Source organism: Methylosinus sp. LW4 (assembly GCF_000379125.1).
Taxonomy (GTDB): Bacteria; Pseudomonadota; Alphaproteobacteria; order Rhizobiales; family Beijerinckiaceae; genus Methylosinus.
The window spans coordinates 403,958-420,705 of record NZ_KB900627.1 but is presented as its reverse complement, the minus strand read 5'-3'; the positions used below and the strand labels follow the sequence as shown (position 1 = coordinate 420,705).

Here is a 16,748-nt window from a genome sequence, read left to right as displayed (position 1 = left end):
TGGTCGCGGCAATCCTGCGATGCGAGCATGCGGTTCTCCTCGGCGGCCGCTACGAGAGACCGCCGCACAGCCATTAATGTATCGATTTTATCAACTATCTGCATCGAGCGCAACGCGCCGGTCCGAATGCCGCGGCGCATCCAAAACGCCGCTGTTCGTTTCCTTCGCGAGCGCGAGCCGAACGGCGGTTCCCCGGGGTCAGCCTCGCGCCGCTCTGCTCTGCGGAGCCTCGAGGCGAGCAGCGGCGACGCCCGCGTTCGTCGAGCCGACGCGTCCGAGCGCCGGAAAGGCGCGCTCGCGCTTTCTTTGGAGCCGGCTCATGAGAAGATAGATGATCGGAGTCGTGTAGAGCGTCAGCAATTGGCTGAGCGCCAGACCTCCGACGATCGTCACTCCGAGCGGGCGGCGCATTTCCGCGCCTATGCCCGTGGCCATAGCGAGCGGCAGCGCGCCGAGCATGGCTGCGAAGGTCGTCATGAGAATCGGCCGCAGACGCTCCTTTGCGGCGAGCAGCACGGCCTCCTCGTGGCTGAGCATCTTCTCTCGCTCGGCTTGCAGCGCGAAGTCGACCAGCATGATGCCGTTCTTTTTGACGACGCCGATCAGCAGCAGAATGCCGATGAAGGCGATGACGGTGAATTCGATATCGAAAGCTCGTAGCGCCAACAGCGCTCCGAGGCCGGCGGACGGCAAGGTCGATATGATCGTGATCGGATGTATGACGCTCTCATAGAGAACGCCCAGTATGATATAGACGCACAATAACGACAGCAGAATGAGCTTGGCCATGCCGTCCGCGACCTTGCGAAAATCGGCGGCGTCGCCGGCAAAATCCGCTCTCAGCCCGTTGGGGAGCTGCATTTCGTCGGCGGCGCGTCGCACCGCCGCCGTCGCCGCATCGAGCGTATGCCCCGGCGCGATATTATAGGAGATCGTGACAGCCGGAACGACGCCTTGGTGGTTCACGACCAGAGGCGTCGAGCCTCTCTCTATTCGCGCGACAGCGGTGAGCGGCGCCTGAGTTCCATTCGCGCCCGACACATAAATCTGCGAAAGGTCGCTCGGATCACGTTGCCGCGCGGGGAGCGCCTCCATGATCACGCGATACTGATTGCGCTGTGTGTAGATCAGATTGTCCTGCCTCTGGCCGAAATAGCTGTTGAGCGCCGCGTCGATCGCGGAAATCGACACGCCGAGCCGCGACGCCGCGACGCGATCGATGATTATGTCGCTCTTCAACGCGCCGGATTGCCTATCCGTCGAAACGTCGACGATCTGCGGAATCGCGCGGAGCCGCTGCAGAACTTTCGGAGTCCATTCGTTCAATTCATCGACGGACGAGTCCCAGAGGGTGAATTGATATTGGCCTTTGCTCTGCCGGCCGCCGACTCTCATGTCCTGCGCCGGGACCATGAAGACGCCGATTCCGGTGACGTCCGCCATTTGCCGCCTCAACCGCGCGATCACGTCGAAAGTCGTGACGATGCGCTCGCCCGCCGGCTTCAGGCTGATGTACATCCTGCCCTGATTGGTCGACGAGGTGAGGCCAGAGGAGCCGCCGATCGACGAGCCGACAGCGACGACATCTGGATCGGAGGCCACGATCTCGGCCACGAGCTTCTGCAGCCGCGCCATTTCGACGAATGACGTGTCGGCGGAGACCTCCGTCGTCGCATTGATCAGCCCTGTGTCGTCCGGCGGCAGATTTCCCTTGGGGATGACGCCGTAAAGATAGATCGTCGCGGCGATACTGACGGCGACGGCCGCCGGTCCGAGCCAGGGATGCGCGATGATCGACCTCAAGCTCTCGAGATAGAAGGCTTCCGTCCGCGCGAGGAGCCCGTCGCTCTCGCCGCTTTCCGAGGGCCGAGCATTTCGCCCGCCGGGAAACCAAGCGCAGACCATAGGCGTGACCGTCAATGAGACGACGGTCGATATCGCGATCGCAAAGCTGAGCGTGAATGCGAATTCTGCCAAAACGCGCCCGGTTGGACCGTCCAGAAACTTCAGCGGGATGAAGACCGTGACCAGCGAGAGGCTGATAGCGATCACGGTGAAGCCGATCTGCCGCGCTCCCGCGAGCGCCGCCTCCAGCCGGCCCAATCCCTTCTCCGAGTAGCTCGCGATATTCTCGATCATGACGATTGCGTCGTCGACGACGAAGCCGACCGAAATCGTCAGCGCCATCAACGAAATATTGTCGAGAGAAAATCCTGCGAGCCACATGGCCGCGCCGGCTCCCACCAGCGACAGGGGAACAGTGACGCCGGCGGCGACAACGGGCGTCGCGCGTTTCAGAAAGACGAAGACCACGAGCATGACGAGCGCGACCGACAAAGCGAGCGTATGCTGGACGTCCCTCACGCTCGAGCGAATGGAGACGGTGCGGTCCGATTGAATGGCGATGGAAACTCCAGCCGGAATCCATCTCTCGAGCTCCGGCAGCAATGCTTTGACGCGGTCCGCGACTTGCACAACATTGGCGTTGGCCTGCTTGGTGATGACGAGCAAGACCGCGGGCTTGCCGTTGAACCAGCCCGCTGTCGTCCGGCTTCGCGTGCCGCGTTCGACAGTCGCGACATCGCTCAGCCGCACGATGGCGCCATTTTGCGCACGCAGGACGATGTTGCGAAATTCCTCGGGGCTCGACAATTCATCGCTCGCTCCGAGCGTCGTCGCCATCGTCGCTCCATCGAAAGCCCCGAGAGGCGATCGAACATTGGCGGAGAGGATGGCGTTCGCGACCGCATCGACGCCCAATCCCATTGTCGCGAGGCGCGCGGGGTCGATCTGCACACGGATCGCCGGCTGCTCCGCGCCGGCGACCTTGACTTCTGCGACGCCGGGAACTTGCGATATTCTTTGCGCGATCACCGTATCGGCGACGTCGTAGAGGGACGTCGTCGGCAAATTGTCCGACGTGAGCGCGAGGATGAGAATGGGCGAGGCGGCCGCATTGGATTTGCGGAACGACGGCAAAGCCGAGAGATCGGTGGGCAGGTCGGTCGCTGCGGCGTTGAGCGCCGCCTGAACGTCGCGCGCCGCGGCGTCGATGTTTCGATTCATGTCGAATTGCAGCGTGATCTGCGTCGAGCTGGGCGAACTCGACGAAGTGAGCTCGGTGAGGCCGGAAATCGTGGCCAGTCGACGCTCCAAGGGTGCCGCGACCGAGGCGGCCATCGTGGAAGGATCGGCGCCCGGCCGAAAGGCGCCGACGCCGATCACCGGCATGTCGACCGCCGGCAGGCTGGCGACCGGAAGAAATGCGTAGCCGATAGCGCCCATGAGGAAAAGCGCCGCTGCGAGCAGCGTTGTCGCGACCGGACGGTGTATGAAGGGAGCCGAGAAGTTCATGTGAGCGCGGGTTACGAGGCGAGGGCGTCGCGCCCGCGGGAGTATCTATATATACTATCAAGTTAATATGATTACAAGCTGGGCGCACGCGGATCGAGCGGCTCGCCGAGATGGATAAAGCCGCTCGGCATTCGAGAGAAGGTCTGCGTCGAGCAGCGGACGTTTCCCGCCCCCTCCCCTGCTCGCGCCGGCGGCTTCGACGGGCGGGCTCGACGGGCGCGTCACAATATAATATCTAGCTGATAGGAAAAGACGTCGCATCGCGCCCTCTCCGGCTGCCCGCTGGGACGAGCGGTCGCGCGGGCCGCGGACGCATAGCTGCGCGCGCGTAGGAGAAGAAGCGGAGCCTGGGTTTCATGAGTCTGCTCGAAACCGCGGTCGCGCGTCCTGTCGCGACAACTTTGCTCATGGCTGGGCTCACCCTGATCGGAGCCGTGGCGTTTTTCCTTCTGCCTGTGGCTCCTGTTCCACAAATCGACTATCCGATGATCACGGTCGTCGCTTCCATGCCCGGCGCCAGTCCGCAGACCATGGCGGCCTCGGTCGCGACGCCGCTCGAGAAGCACCTCGGCAAGATCGCGAGCGTCAATGAGATGACGTCGACGAGTTCGCTCGGCTCGGCGAGAATTTCACTGCAGCTCGATCTCGATCGCGACATCAATGGCGCGCAACGCGACGTTCAGGCGGCGATCGCCGCCGCTCGCGCGGATCTGCCGACATCGCTGCGCAATAATCCGACGACGAGGGCGTCAGGTCCCGCAGATGTCCCGGTCCTGACGCTGTCGCTCACATCGAGCCGGCTCACGCAGGGTCAGCTGTTCGACGCCGCGTCCAACATATTGCAGCAAAAGCTCGCGCAAGTTCCGGGCGTCAGCCAGGTCTCGGTGAGCGGCGGCGCGCTGCCGGCGGTTCGCGTCGAGCTCAATCCGCATGCGCTCTTCAAATATGGAATTTCGCTGGAAGACGTCCGCGCTGCGCTCGCCGCGACCAATTACAACGCTCCAAAAGGGGCGGTGACGGTCGATGAGCGGCGTCTGCAAATCTACTGCAACGATCAGCAGCGTCGCGCCGATGATTACACGGGTCTCGTGGTCGCGTATCGCAGCGGCGCGACGATACGGTTGAGCGATTTGGCGGAGGTCGTCGACTCCGTCGAGGACAGCCGCAGCTTCGGGCTCGTCAACGACGAGCCTGGAATTCAGGTGAATGTCTCCCGCGCGCCGGGGGCGAACAATATCGAGATCGTCGATGCGATCAGAGCCCTGCTGCCCGCGCTCAACGCCGCGCTGCCCGCCGGAGCCGAGATGCGCGTCATGCGCGATCGAACATTGACGATACGCACATCGCTGCACGAGGTCGAGCAGAGCCTCGTCATCGCGGTCGCGCTGGTGATATTTGTGGTGTTTCTCTTCCTGCGCGATTGGCGCGCCACCCTCGTCCCGGGAATATCGGTGATCGTCTCGCTGATCGGCTCGTTCGGGGCGATGTATTTGCTCGATTACACGCTCGACAATCTCTCGCTCATGGCGTTGACGATCGCCACGGGCTTCATTGTCGATGATGCGATCGTCGTCGTCGAGAATGTCGTTCGTCACATAGAGTCGGGAGCGACACGGTTGCGCGCCGTCATCGACGGAAGCCGCGAAGTCATGTCGACCGTGCTGTCCATGAGCCTGTCTCTGATCGCAGTGTTCATCCCCATCCTGTTCATGGGCGGCTTCGTCGGCCGTATGTTGCACGAGTTCGCCGTTACCCTGTCGGTTGCGATCCTCATCTCGCTCGCTCTTTCGATCACGGCGACGCCCATGCTATGCGCGCAGCTCATGCGCGCGCATTCTCCACGATCGTCCTCTCGAATGCTCCGCGCCAGCGAATGGATTTTGGCGGCGCTGCAAAGGAGCTATGAGCATTCTCTCGAATTCGCGCTTCGCCGACCGCGCCTGACGATGCTCGCGTTGCTGGCGACGGTCGGGCTCAACTTTCATCTCCTGACGATCATTCCAAAAGGCTTTTTTCCGACGCAGGACACCGGCCGCATGAGCGGAGCCTTGGTCGCCGACCAGAGCGTCTCCTTTTCGCTCATGAGGACGAAGCTCGAGCAGTTCATCGCTGCTCTGAGGAGCGATCCGGCGATCGAGACGGTCGCCGGAACGATCGGTGGAAGCTCTTATGGACCCAGCGGCTCGGTGAATGTCGCCGACATGCAGGTCACATTGAAGCCGCTGCGGGAACGCGGCGTCTCGGCGGACGAGATCATCGCGAGGCTGCGTCCGAAGCTCGCCAAGCTCAGCGGCGCGACCCTGTATCTCCAATCGACGCAAGACGTGCGCATCGGCGGACGTCCGAGCAATGCTCTCTATCAGTTCACCTTGCAATCGGACGATTTGGACGAGCTCCAGAGCTGGGCGCCGAAAGTGACCGAGGCGCTACGCCGAAATCCCGTGCTGCAGGACGTCAGCTCGGATCAGCAGGACAAGGGATTGCAGACCAGCGTACATGTCGTTCGCTCCACGGCGTCGCGCTTCAAGCTCACGTCCGCGCAGATCGACAACACGCTCTACGACGCCTTCGGTCAACGACAGGTGTCCACCATATACGAGCCGCTCAACCAATATCATGTCGTCATGGAGGTGGCGCCGCAATATCGCGATTCGGTCAATGCGCTCGACGAGCTCTATCTGGGTGCGAGCGCGACGCTCAGAGGAAGCTCGCTCGGCGCGGCGGCGCAGGTCTATACCGTTCGCAGCAATGATGCGGTCGGCACTGCGGTGAATGCGAGCGCCGATACGATGGTGCCTTTGCCGGCGTTCAGCCGGCTCGCCGGCGGCAAGACGCCGTTGCAAGTCAATCATCAGGGCAATTTTGCCGCGATCACCATCTCCTTCAACCTCTCGGAAGGCAAATCGCTCAGCGATGCGACGCGCGCGATCACGGAGACGATGGAGGCGATCGGAACGCCCGCGGCAATTCATGGCGTTTTCGCAGGCACGGCGGCGAGCTATCAGGACGCGCTCTCCAATCAGCCTCTGCTGGTCGCGGCGGCGCTCATCACGGTCTATATCGTGCTCGGGATTCTCTATGAGAGCTTTTTATATCCGATCACGATTTTGTCGACGGCGCCGTCGGCCGGCGTCGGCGCTCTCCTCGCTCTCATGGCCTGCAAGACAGATTTGAGCATAGTGGCCATGATCGGCGTGCTGCTGCTGATCGGAATTGTGAAGAAGAATGCGATCATGCTCGTGGACTTCGCGGTCGATGTGAAACGTCGCACCGGAGCCGGCGCCGCAGAGGCCATACGACAGGCCTGCGCCTGCCGGTTCCGGCCGATTCTGATGACCACGGTCGTGGCTCTGCTGAGCGCGCTGCCCTTGGCTTTCGGAACCGGGGAAGGATCGGAGATTCGCAGGCCGCTCGGCATCGCGGTCATAGGCGGGCTGATCGTCAGTCAATTCCTGACCCTCTATACGACGCCAGTCATCTATCTCTACATCGATCGGCTGCAGAGCCGGCTCTCGTTGATGCGACGAGGCGCCGGACGCGTTTCCCGAGAGATACGGCTCGACGAGCGCTCGTGATGAAGCTCGCGCATGTCGTCAGGAATCGGCTGCGCCTGCGCGCCGGCCGTCATCATTGACATATTACCATAAATACGACCAATTTGCTGGTGATGATTGTTTGGAGGCGCGCCATGCGGAGATCGATCCCATTTCTCAGCTCCCTCCTTTTCGGCCTCGCCTCGATGCCGGCGAACAGTCGCGCGGAGGTTTTGCCGAAGCCGGATGCGCCTTTCTCGGGCGTTGTCGCCGAGACGCGCGAGAAATCGGTTCCCGCCTTTCCACAGCCGGTTCAGCCGCGCAAAGGCGCGCCGAATGTCATTGTGATCCTGCTCGACGACGTCGGATTTTCCGCCTCCTCGACTTTCGGCGGCGCGGCGCAGACGCCGGAGCTGGACAGGCTCGCGGCGCACGGCCTGCGCTACAACCAGTTCCACACCACGGCGCTCTGCTCGCCGACGCGCGCCTCGCTGCTCACCGGCCGCAATCAGCATCAGGTCGGGTTCGGAAATCTCGCGGATATCGCCACGGGCTATCCTGCTTATAATTCTGTCTGGAAGAGCGAGACCGCCTCGATCGCCCGAGTGCTGCGCCTCAACGGATACAGCACCGCGGCTTTTGGAAAATGGCACAATACGCCGCTGTGGGAAATTTCGCCGGTCGGGCCGTTCGACCATTGGCCGACCGGATTGGGCTTCGAATATTTCTATGGCTTTCAGGCCGGCGAGACCAGTCAATGGGAGCCGCAGCTCTATCGCGGCACGGTCGCCGTCGAGCCGACGAAAAAGCCCGAGCAAGGCTATCATCTGACCACCGATCTCGTCGACGATGCGATCAAATGGCTGCACAATCACGAGGCGGTCGCGCCGGACAAGCCGTTCTTTCTCTATTTCGCGACCGGCGCGACCCATGCGCCGCACCATGTGCCGAAAGAGTGGATCGACAAATACAAAGGCCGGTTCGACCAGGGCTGGGACAGGCTGCGCGAGGAGAGCTTCGCCCGCCAGAAGGCGCTCGGCGTCATTCCGGCCGGCGCCGAATTGACGCCGCGTCCCGAGGGACTGCCCGCTTGGGAGTCGCTGACCGCGGATCAAAAACGGCTTTTCGCGCGGCAGATGGAAGTCTATTCGGCCTTTCTCTCCCATACAGATCACGAGGTCGGACGTCTGCTGAAGGCTTTGGGCGACGAAGGCCGCGCCGAGGATACGCTGGTCTTCTACATCGTCGGCGACAATGGCGGGAGCGCGGAGGGCGGCTTGAACGGCTCGGACAGCAATCTCGGCACTCTGCAGGGCTCCAATACCGAGGTCGCTTTTCAATTGCAGCATTTCGCGGATCTCGGCAGCCCGCTCTATGACAATCACTACGCCGCCGGCTGGTCCTGGGCGACTACCACGCCCTTTCAATGGATGAAGCAGATCGCCTCGCATTTCGGCGGCACGCGCAATCCTCTCGTCGTGTCATGGCCGGGCCATGTCGCCGAGACGCAGGCGATCCGCAGCCAGTTCGGCCATGTCAACGACATTGCGCCGACCATTTACGCGGCCGCCGGCGTCACTTTTCCAGAAAAGGTCGATGGCGTCTCGCAATTGCCGTTGGAAGGCGCGAGCCTGCTGCCGAGCTTCGCGGATCCTTCGGCCAAGAGCGCGCATCGCGAGCAATATTTCGAGATTTTCGGCAATCGCGCGATCTATAAGGATGGCTGGGTCGCCGGAGCGCGGCGCTATGCCCCCTGGGAGGCCTTCACCAATCTGGCGCGGCTGTTCCGCGGCGGCTTCGAAAACGACAAATGGGAACTCTATCACGTCGACGAGGATTTTTCGCAGGCTCACGATCTCGCCGAGAAAAACCCCAAAAAGCTCGCCGAGCTGAAAGCGGAATTCGACCGCGAGGCGCGCCGCAACGCCGTCTTTCCGCTCGTGCCGATCCCCGATCCCGACACATTCCCCTCGCCTGCCGCCGGCAAGACGCATTTCGTGCTCTATGAGGGCGTCGAGCGCCTGCCCACGCGTATTCTCCCCGACATTAGCGCGCGCAGCCATAAGATCACCGCGGCGATCGACAATGAGGACGGCGGAGCGGAAGGCGTGATCGTCGCCGAGGGCGGCCGACACGGCGGCTATTCCCTCTATGTCAAGGACGGCAAGCTCATCTATCAGAACAATCTGTTCGGTCAGACGCTGGAGAAGCTCGTCGCATCGAAGCCTCTGCCGCGCGGCAAGGTCACGATCCTCTATGAGTTCGACGTCGATTTTTCGCTGACCGAAGCCGCCAAAGGCCTTCTCTCCTCGGCGCTCGTCGCAAAGGCGCGGCCTGGCAGAGCGAGATTGGCCGTCAATGGCGAGGAGGTCGCGAGCGGCCATTTGAGCTTGTTCGGCGGATTTCGAAGCATCGGCACCGAGACCTTGGACATAGGCAAGGATCTCGGCTCGCCGGTGTCGCCCGATTACGCCTCGCCCTTCGCCTTTACGGGACGAGTGGAAAAAGTGGAGATCGACCTGAAAAAATAGGGCGACCTTCTGTTGCTTGGAAGCCGCGTGGAACGAGCGCGTCGTCATGATCGGCCTGCGCGGGAATGCGCCAGCCGGTCGATGAGCACATAGACGACCGGGGTAATGTATAAAGTGAGCAGCAGGCTCGAAATTACGCCCCCGGCGATCGATATGCCGAGCGGCTGCCGAATTTCGGCGCCCTCCCCATTGCCGAGCGCCAGGGGCAGCGCACTGAAAAAAGCGATCGCCGTCGTCATCATGATCGGCCGAAGCCGCTCGACGCTGGCGCGTTCTATGGCCAGCGCCGCGTCGAGCCCCGTGGAGCGCTGCGCCGCCAGCGCGACGTCGATCATTATGATCGCGTTTTTCATCGCCACGCCGGTCAGCATGAGCAGGCCGATCATGGCGAAGAGCGACAGGTCGGTCTTCGTCGACATGAGCGCGAGAGCCGCCCCGACGCCGGCCGATGGAAGCGTCGACAAGATCGTTACCGGATGGAGGTAGCTCTCGTAGAGCACGCCGAGGATGATGTACACGGTCGCAATCGCACCGAAGAGCAGAAATCCGTAGCTTCCAAATATCCCTTCGAATGCGCCTGTCGGCGTGAACAGCTCGCCATGAATCGATGGCGGAGCCCCGATGCGCGCCAAGGTCTCCCGAATGAAGGAGGCCGCGCTGGCGACCGATTCGTTTGGAGGAAGGCTGAATGAGATCCCGACCGAAGCCGATCCGCTCCAGTGATTGATGGCGATCGGCGCGACGACCGGCGTGAGGCGCCCGAGCTGCGCGAGCGGGACTGCGCGCGCCGGCGCCCGGGCCGCTGGCGGCGTGCTTCGGCTCGAGGCGCGCGACCCTGCGTCAGGAGGAAGAAAAAAGAAGTTCTCGAGCGATCGCTGGCCCACGGCAAATCGGGGAGCGAGCTCTACGACCACATGATATTGATTGAGCGCAGCATAGAGCGTCGACGCATGACGCTGGCCGAAGGCGTCATAGAGCTCCTTATCGATATCGGCTGCAGTGAGATTGAGGCGCGCGGCGGCGGCGCGATCGATTTCGAGCCGCGTCTGTGGACTTTTGTCTTGCTGATCGGAGACGACATCGAGCAGCCGACCGCCGGCCGCAAGAGCCTCCGTCAGCCGGGGCGCCCAAAGTCGCAGCGTGTCGAGATCGTCAGATTTTAAAATATAGGTGTAATTGGCCGTTCCCGACGCGACGGTGAAAGCGAGATCCTGAACGGATCGAAGCGCGATGGTCGCTCCGCTGATTTGCCGTAAGGGAGCGCGCAAGCGCGCAATCACCTCATCGGCTGAAGCGCTTCGCGTCGGCCGTGGCTTCAGCCAGACCAGAAGGTCGGCGCGATTGTTGGATGTCGGCCCATTGAGATTTCCGCCGATCGTCCCGGTCGCAGCGAAGACGTCGGGGTCTTTCTGAAGGATCCCGATCGTCTGCTCGAGCTTGCGCGCCATCACCGCGTAGGAGGCGCCCTGATCGGCGATGATCGTGCCGCGCACGCGTCCTGTATCCTGGAATGGAAACAGGCTCTTTGGGATCAGGGCGAACAGGTAGAAGTTGAGGATGACGACGCCGCACAACGCCGCCAATGTCGAGACCGGCCGCACGATCATCGCCGAAAGCGAGAACGAATAAGCCTTGGTCAACCTGTCCCACGCCCGCCCGCCGGGCCGAGCTGCGCGCCCGCGAAGAAGATGGGCGCATAGCATAGGCGTCGTTGTGAGGGACAAGACCATCGATATGACGATCGCCACCGTCAAAACGACCGCGAATTCACGCAACATGCGTCCGATGACGCCGTCGAGAAACGACACGGGGAGAAAGACCGCGACGAGCGAGAGACTCATCGCGACGATGGTGAAGGCCGTCTCTCGCACGCTCTCCGTCGCAGCGTGGAATGGATGCTCCCCGGCGTTGATGCGCCGCATCGCGCATTCGACGACGACGATCGCGTCATCGACGATCACGCCTGTCGCAATGGTGAGCGCCATCAAGGACAAATTATTGATCGAATAGCCGAAAGCGTGCATGAGCGCGAAGGTCGTCGACAATGTCGCCGGGATCGTGATGGTCGAGATCAGCGTCACTTTCACGTCGCGCAGAAACATGAAGACGACCACAATGACGAGGACGATGGCGATCAGCAGGGCGAGCTCGAGCTCATGCAGAGAATTGCGAATCGTGAGCGTCCTGTCTTGAACGACGTCGATCTGCAGATCGCCGGGCAGCGCCTGCGAGAGCGCGGGCAGCAGCGAACGCACGCGATCGACGGTCTCGACCATATTCGCGCCCGGCTGCCGGTAGAGAATGACCTGCACCGCGGGCGAGCCATTGCAAAGGCCCATGGTGCGCAGATCCTCGACCGAGTCGACGACATCGGCGATGTCTACGAGACGAATGGGTCCGCCGTCGCGGGTCGCGACGATGATGTCTCGGTAATCGGCGGCTTTGAAGATCTGATCATTTGCGTAAATCTGCAGCCGGCTCTCATTGTGCTCCAACGCCCCTTTCGGAGGGCTGACATTCGCCGCGGCGATCGCCGCACGAACGTCTTCGAGCGCTACTCCATATTTGGCGACGAGGCTGGGGTTGAGCTCGATGCGAACGCCGGGAAGCGAGGCGCCGACGATCAGGACGCGCCCCACGCCTTCCACCTGCGCGAGCTTCTGCTGGAGAACGACCGTCGCGGCGTCGTAGATCGCGCTCTGGGACAGCTTGGTCGAAGTCAAGGCGAGAATGAAGATCGGATTCTCGCCAGGGTTGGCCTTGGTATAGGTCGGATTGGCGCGTAACGCCGCGGGCAAATCTACCCGCGCCGAATTTATCGCGGCCTGAACGTCGCGCGCCGCGCCGTCCACGCTGCGGGCGAGCCCGAATTCGAGGAAGACCGACGACATGCCGGAGATGCTGGACGACGAAATTTCCCGAACGTCCGCGATCCGGCCCAAATGCCGCTCGAGCGGCGTCGCCACGGAGGAGGCCATCGTTTCCGGCCCTGCGCCGGGCATCGTCGCGGAAACATAGATCGTCGGATAGTCGACCTGCGGAAAGGGCGCGATCGACAAATAGAAGAATGCGCTGAGACCCAGCAGCATGCAGCCGAGGGTCAGGAGCGTCGTCGCCACGGGGCGGGTAATCGCTTTTTGAAGAAAATCCATTGTCGAAAACGAAAAACGCGGCGGCGCGCTGTGAAGGCGCATGGCGCTTCGTCGCTCATACGTCTCAACCGGGGCCTGCGCCGAAACCAAACTCTAGTAGGCTGGTATGCATATCCGCAGTCGGGCGGCTTGGCAAGGATCGAACCGAGCCCATTGGCAGGGCCGACGCTCTGACGGACCGTATTGCGAGGCGAAATGCTCTCATTCGACAGATGAGCCGGGCTCGATTAACGACTGTGCGTTCCTCGGCGATCGGGCGGCGCTCGCCGTCCGGCTTTCTCGATCGAAGACGCTTCTCACTTGCAGGAAAGAACATGCGGCTCCTCGCCATCTCTGGCAGCTTGCGCGCCAATTCGTCGAATACCTCCGCTTTGGAGGCGATGGCGAGACTCGCGCCGGCAGGCGTGAAAGTCGTTCTTTTTGAAGGGTTGGCGGGCCTGCCGCACTTCAATCCAGACCTGGATCGTAGCGAAGCGTCCGATTCCCTCCCTCGAGAAGTCCGCGAATTGCGGCGAGAGGTCGGTCTTTCGGACGGGCTCCTCATCTGCTCGCCGGAATATGCTCACGGCGTCGCAGGCTCCCTGAAAAACGCCCTCGATTGGCTCGTGGGCAGTCTGGAGTTTCCAGGAAAGCCAGTCGCATTGATCAATGCGGCGCCCCGCGCCGTCCACTCGGATGCGCAACTTCGCGAGATCCTCGCGACCATGTCGGCGTGCTTGATCGAGGAGGCGTCCGTCACCGCGCCGATCGCCGGCGTCGGAAGAAATCTGGGCGCGAACGAAATCGTGTCCGATCCCGATCTGTCGGACCGACTCGGCGAGGCGTTGCGAGCGTTCATTGAAGCGATCACGATCAAAAATTCCGAGGCATGAAATTGACGATGGGCTCCGTCACGCGTGTTCGAGATCGATCACGGAGTTCGCTCGAGTCGAAGCGCGCCGCGGCGAAATCGCTTCGCCCGGCGCCGAATGCGAGCGAGCTACGATCACGCGCGGCCGAAGCGCCCGCGTTGAAAAAGATCGTCTACTCTCGGCTTCGGCCCCGCGCGTCGTCGCCAGCGCGGGCTCTTCCCGAAGCGGGTCTCATGAGCTCGACGATTTCTTCCGTGATCTCCTCCTGGCGCTTTTGACGATGGCGGGCCTCGAGCTCTTCGAGCGTCTTTTGCACATTGCTCCGGGCCTCGATCATCGCACGCATTCGCGCTTCGTTTTCCGCGGCGAAGGACAGCGCCGCCGCCTCGCATAATTCGGCGAAGACATATTCTTGCGCCAAGCTCTCGATGAGCGCCTCGGGCGGAATGGCGACGAGCGGCGGGATCAGGCGCGGCGCCGGTGGAAAGCGGGCGAGATCGAGAGGAATGAGTGGTCTCTGGATGATTTCGACGCTGGCGGCGCTCGGCCTTCCGTGAATGATCGTCACGCGATCCGCGCTATGCTCGCCGAGCCTTCGATAGAGCGCGGCGGCGATCCGTTCTGCGAGCGACGGCGCGTCGTCGACGCGCGACGCCATCGGCAATGTCCAGTCGACTCGCAAGCCTCTTTCTCTGGCGAGGGTCGCCCCACGCTCTCCGACGATGAAAACGCTCGTGCGCTCTTTGCCGGCGCCGGCGGCGAGCCGCATCGTCGTCTCGAGAACATGCTCGTTGAACGCGCCGACGAATCCGTGTCCCGAGCAAAAGGCGAGAATGATGTGGTCGGATGCGGGCCGATGATTGGCCATGCTGCGCGGATGCGGCGCTCGCGCCAGCAGGGGGAGCGCTGCGCTGATCGCTTCGCCCAGGGCCTTCGCATAAGCGCGCACGCCATCGAGACGCGATTGAGCCTCGCGCGTTCGAACCGCAGCCACGCCGCGCATCGCCGTAACGACGCTTTCGAGCTGACGGGTCGCGGCGATATGCGCCTTTATGTCGCTCGAGCGTTCGGTCATGGCGCCGTCGCCTCGAGCTCGGTCGCGAGATCGCGCACGCGCTCCGCCAGATCCGCGCGCTTCGCCGCATCGAGGGGCGCGCCATGCGCGAGCGCGGCGACGCTTTGCGCGGCGGCGGAATCGAGATGCGCCGGCAGTCTCGCCGTCAGCAGAGGAATGTCTGCGACCGGCAGGGAATCGAGGACTCCCGCGTCCAAGGCGGCGAGCAGAGCGACCTGATCGGCGAGGCGCAGAGGGGTGAAACGAGGCTGCGTCAGCAGCGCCCGAATGCGTTCGCCGCGGATCATGTCGCGCTCGATCCGCGCGTTCGACATGCCGCCGAAGCGCGTGAACATCTCGAGCTCGAGAAACTGCGAATATTGCAACCGCAGCTTTCCCGAGACGTCTCGGAGCGCCGCCGGCTGCGCGCGGCCGCCGACGCGGCTGACCGAGAGGCCGACGTCGACGGCCGGACGGCGATTGGCGGCGAACTGGCGGCGGTCGAGCACGATCTGGCCATCGGTTATGGAGATGAGATTGGTCGGAATATAGGCCGAGAGATTGCCTGAGTCGGTCTCGGCGATCGGGAGCGCAGTCAATGAGCCGCCGCCGAGTTCCTTCGACAATTTGGCGGCGCGCTCCAGCAGCCGCGCATGGACATAGAAGATGTCGCCGGGATAGGCCTCGCGTCCCGGCGGCTCATGCGTCAGCAGAGCGAGCTCGCGATGAGTGATCGCGTGCTTTGTCAAATCGTCGATGATGACGAGCGCGTGACCGCCACGATCGCGGAAGAACTCCGCCATGGTGACTCCCGCGAAAGGCGCGATCCATTGCAGGCCGGGAGGCGCTGCGGCCGAGGCGACGACGAAGATCGTGCGCTCTGCGGCGCCGCGCGTCCTCACCGCCTCGATCACGCGCTCCACCGCGGTCGTCCGTTGCCCGACGGCGACATAGACGCAGACGATGTCCGAATGACGCTGGTTGATGACGGCGTCGATGGCGATCGACGTCTTGCCGGTGGCGCGATCGCCGATGATGAGCTCGCGTTGGCCGCGCCCCAGAGCGAACATCGAGTCGACGACTAATATGCCGCTCTCGACCGACTCGGTCACGAGATCGCGCGCGATGATGCTCGGGGCGTCGCGCTCGACGGGATGAAAGGCGGCGGCGGAGATCGGCTCGCCGCCATCGAGAGGGCGTCCGAGCGGATCGACCACGCGGCCGAGAAGGCCTTCGCCGACCGGAGCATGCGCAACCTCGCCAGTGCCGAAGACGCGCGCGCCGGCCTCGATGGATTCGCCCGAATCGAGAAGCACGACGCCGATACGATCTGTTTCGAGCGCGAGCGCAAAGCCCAGCTGACCGCTCTCGAAACGCAGCAATTCATTGAGCTCGACCTGTGGCAGGCCAGAGACGAAGGCGATTCCGTCAGCGAAGCTCTCGACCCGACCGATCGTCTCGACTCGCGGTCCGAGATCGATCTGGGCGACGGCCTTGCGGCCACGGTCCAGCCATTCGCCGGAGTCATCCGGCATTTTCCCGCTCCGTCAGCAAAGTTGCGGAAATGCGCTCGAGATCGGCGCGCAGGCTGTTGCGGATGCTGGTGTGATTATTCTCCAATTCGAGGCCCGCGAGCAATGTCGGATCGACGCGAAGGGCGAATTCTAATGGGCGTCCGAGAGCGCGCTCGAACGCGCTCCGGCAGAGTGAGTCTTCCTCGGCGGTCAGCGGGCGCGGCGCGGTGAGAGTCGTTTCGCCGCGCAGACAAAAATCCACGCGTTCCAGCTCCGGCAGAGCGGCGATCGCTTCGGCGAGCCCCTCCACGAAGCCTGCGACGCGCGACTCCCGCGGCAGCCTGTCGAGCAAGCGCCGGGCGATGTCGACGGAAAGGAGGCTCGCGCGCTCCGCTTCGGCGCGACGCTCTGACTTTTCGAAGCGCTCGATCTCGAGGCGCATGTCGGCCCGCATTCGATCAGCGTCGGACTGGGCGGCGTCGAGTAGCTCGCGGCTCGCCGCCTTCGCCTCTTCTATGGCCGCGCGGATCGTCTCGGCGCGTTTCGACGCGATGTCCTCGACGGCGACGCGCGCTTTCTCTTCCAATGTTCGAGCCGAGGCTTCGGCGGCGGCCGCTTCGTCGAGGAGGCGTTGCGCCGTCGCCTTGCGATCGGCGAGGATCGACGCGATCGGACGGAAGAGAAAACGGGAGAGCAGCCAGATCAGCACCAGCGCATTGACGGTCTGCAAACCGAGCGTCCACCAGTCGATCTGCATGC

General features: G+C 62.9%; 8 protein-coding genes. 3 read left to right on the top strand and 5 right to left on the bottom strand.

Going from position 1 to position 16,748, the window contains the following annotated elements:
- Positions 1–198: 198 nt before the first annotated feature.
- Positions 199–3,354 (bottom strand): efflux RND transporter permease subunit, encoded by a 3,156-nt coding sequence (locus tag METLW4_RS0121550; RefSeq protein WP_018268311.1) that lies wholly within the window; start codon positions 3,352–3,354, stop codon positions 199–201.
- Between the two features lie 356 nt (positions 3,355–3,710).
- Here METLW4_RS0121550 and METLW4_RS0121545 point away from each other — a divergent pair, with 356 nt between their 5' ends.
- The gene (locus METLW4_RS0121545) at positions 3,711–6,929 is read left to right on the top strand and encodes an efflux RND transporter permease subunit (RefSeq protein WP_020493768.1); all 3,219 of its coding nucleotides are present in this window, start codon (positions 3,711–3,713) and stop codon (positions 6,927–6,929) included.
- 113 nt (positions 6,930–7,042) lie between these two features.
- Positions 7,043–9,418: an arylsulfatase gene (locus METLW4_RS0121540; protein WP_018268308.1), complete on the top strand. Its 2,376-nt coding sequence runs from the start codon at positions 7,043–7,045 to the stop codon at positions 9,416–9,418.
- A gap of 44 nt (positions 9,419–9,462) precedes the next feature.
- Here METLW4_RS0121540 and METLW4_RS25720 read toward each other — a convergent pair whose 3' ends face one another.
- The gene (locus tag METLW4_RS25720) at positions 9,463–12,570 is read right to left on the bottom strand and encodes an efflux RND transporter permease subunit (RefSeq protein WP_018268307.1); all 3,108 of its coding nucleotides are present in this window, start codon (positions 12,568–12,570) and stop codon (positions 9,463–9,465) included.
- Positions 12,571–12,884: 314 nt separating this feature from the next.
- On the opposite strand from METLW4_RS25720, the gene METLW4_RS0121530 reads away from it, so the two are divergent.
- On the top strand, positions 12,885–13,442 hold the full coding sequence (locus METLW4_RS0121530; protein WP_018268306.1) for an NADPH-dependent FMN reductase: 558 nt from the start codon (positions 12,885–12,887) through the stop codon (positions 13,440–13,442).
- Between the two features lie 151 nt (positions 13,443–13,593).
- Here METLW4_RS0121530 and METLW4_RS0121525 read toward each other — a convergent pair whose 3' ends face one another.
- From METLW4_RS0121525 to METLW4_RS0121515, 3 genes are read right to left on the bottom strand one after another with little or no spacing between them, the layout of a single operon-like run.
- Entirely contained in the window at positions 13,594–14,496 is a 903-nt protein-coding gene (locus METLW4_RS0121525) for a F0F1 ATP synthase subunit gamma (RefSeq protein ID WP_018268305.1), read from the bottom strand.
- The gene (locus METLW4_RS0121520; protein WP_018268304.1) at positions 14,493–16,010 is read right to left on the bottom strand and encodes a F0F1 ATP synthase subunit alpha; all 1,518 of its coding nucleotides are present in this window, start codon (positions 16,008–16,010) and stop codon (positions 14,493–14,495) included. The genes METLW4_RS0121525 and METLW4_RS0121520 overlap by 4 nt, the downstream gene beginning before the upstream one ends.
- Positions 16,000–16,746, bottom strand: a complete 747-nt coding sequence (locus tag METLW4_RS0121515; RefSeq protein ID WP_018268303.1) for a F0F1 ATP synthase subunit delta — start codon at positions 16,744–16,746, stop codon at positions 16,000–16,002. Before METLW4_RS0121515 ends, METLW4_RS0121520 begins: the two co-directional genes overlap by 11 nt.
- Positions 16,747–16,748 lie beyond the last annotated feature (2 nt).

Excerpts from the sequence above, each read along its gene's own strand:
- METLW4_RS0121530 (WP_018268306.1), top strand. The coding sequence starts at position 12,885 with ATGCGGCTCCTCGCCATCTCTGGCAGCTTGCGCGCCAATTCGTCGAAT.
- METLW4_RS0121540 (WP_018268308.1), top strand. The coding sequence starts at position 7,043 with ATGCGGAGATCGATCCCATTTCTCAGCTCCCTCCTTTTCGGCCTCGCC.
- METLW4_RS0121520 (WP_018268304.1), bottom strand. The coding sequence starts at position 16,010 with ATGCCGGATGACTCCGGCGAATGGCTGGACCGTGGCCGCAAGGCCGTC.
- METLW4_RS0121545 (WP_020493768.1), top strand. The coding sequence starts at position 3,711 with ATGAGTCTGCTCGAAACCGCGGTCGCGCGTCCTGTCGCGACAACTTTG.
- METLW4_RS0121515 (WP_018268303.1), bottom strand. The coding sequence starts at position 16,746 with ATGCAGATCGACTGGTGGACGCTCGGTTTGCAGACCGTCAATGCGCTG.
- METLW4_RS25720 (WP_018268307.1), bottom strand. The coding sequence starts at position 12,570 with ATGGATTTTCTTCAAAAAGCGATTACCCGCCCCGTGGCGACGACGCTC.
- METLW4_RS0121550 (WP_018268311.1), bottom strand. The coding sequence starts at position 3,354 with ATGAACTTCTCGGCTCCCTTCATACACCGTCCGGTCGCGACAACGCTG.
- METLW4_RS0121525 (WP_018268305.1), bottom strand. The coding sequence starts at position 14,496 with ATGACCGAACGCTCGAGCGACATAAAGGCGCATATCGCCGCGACCCGT.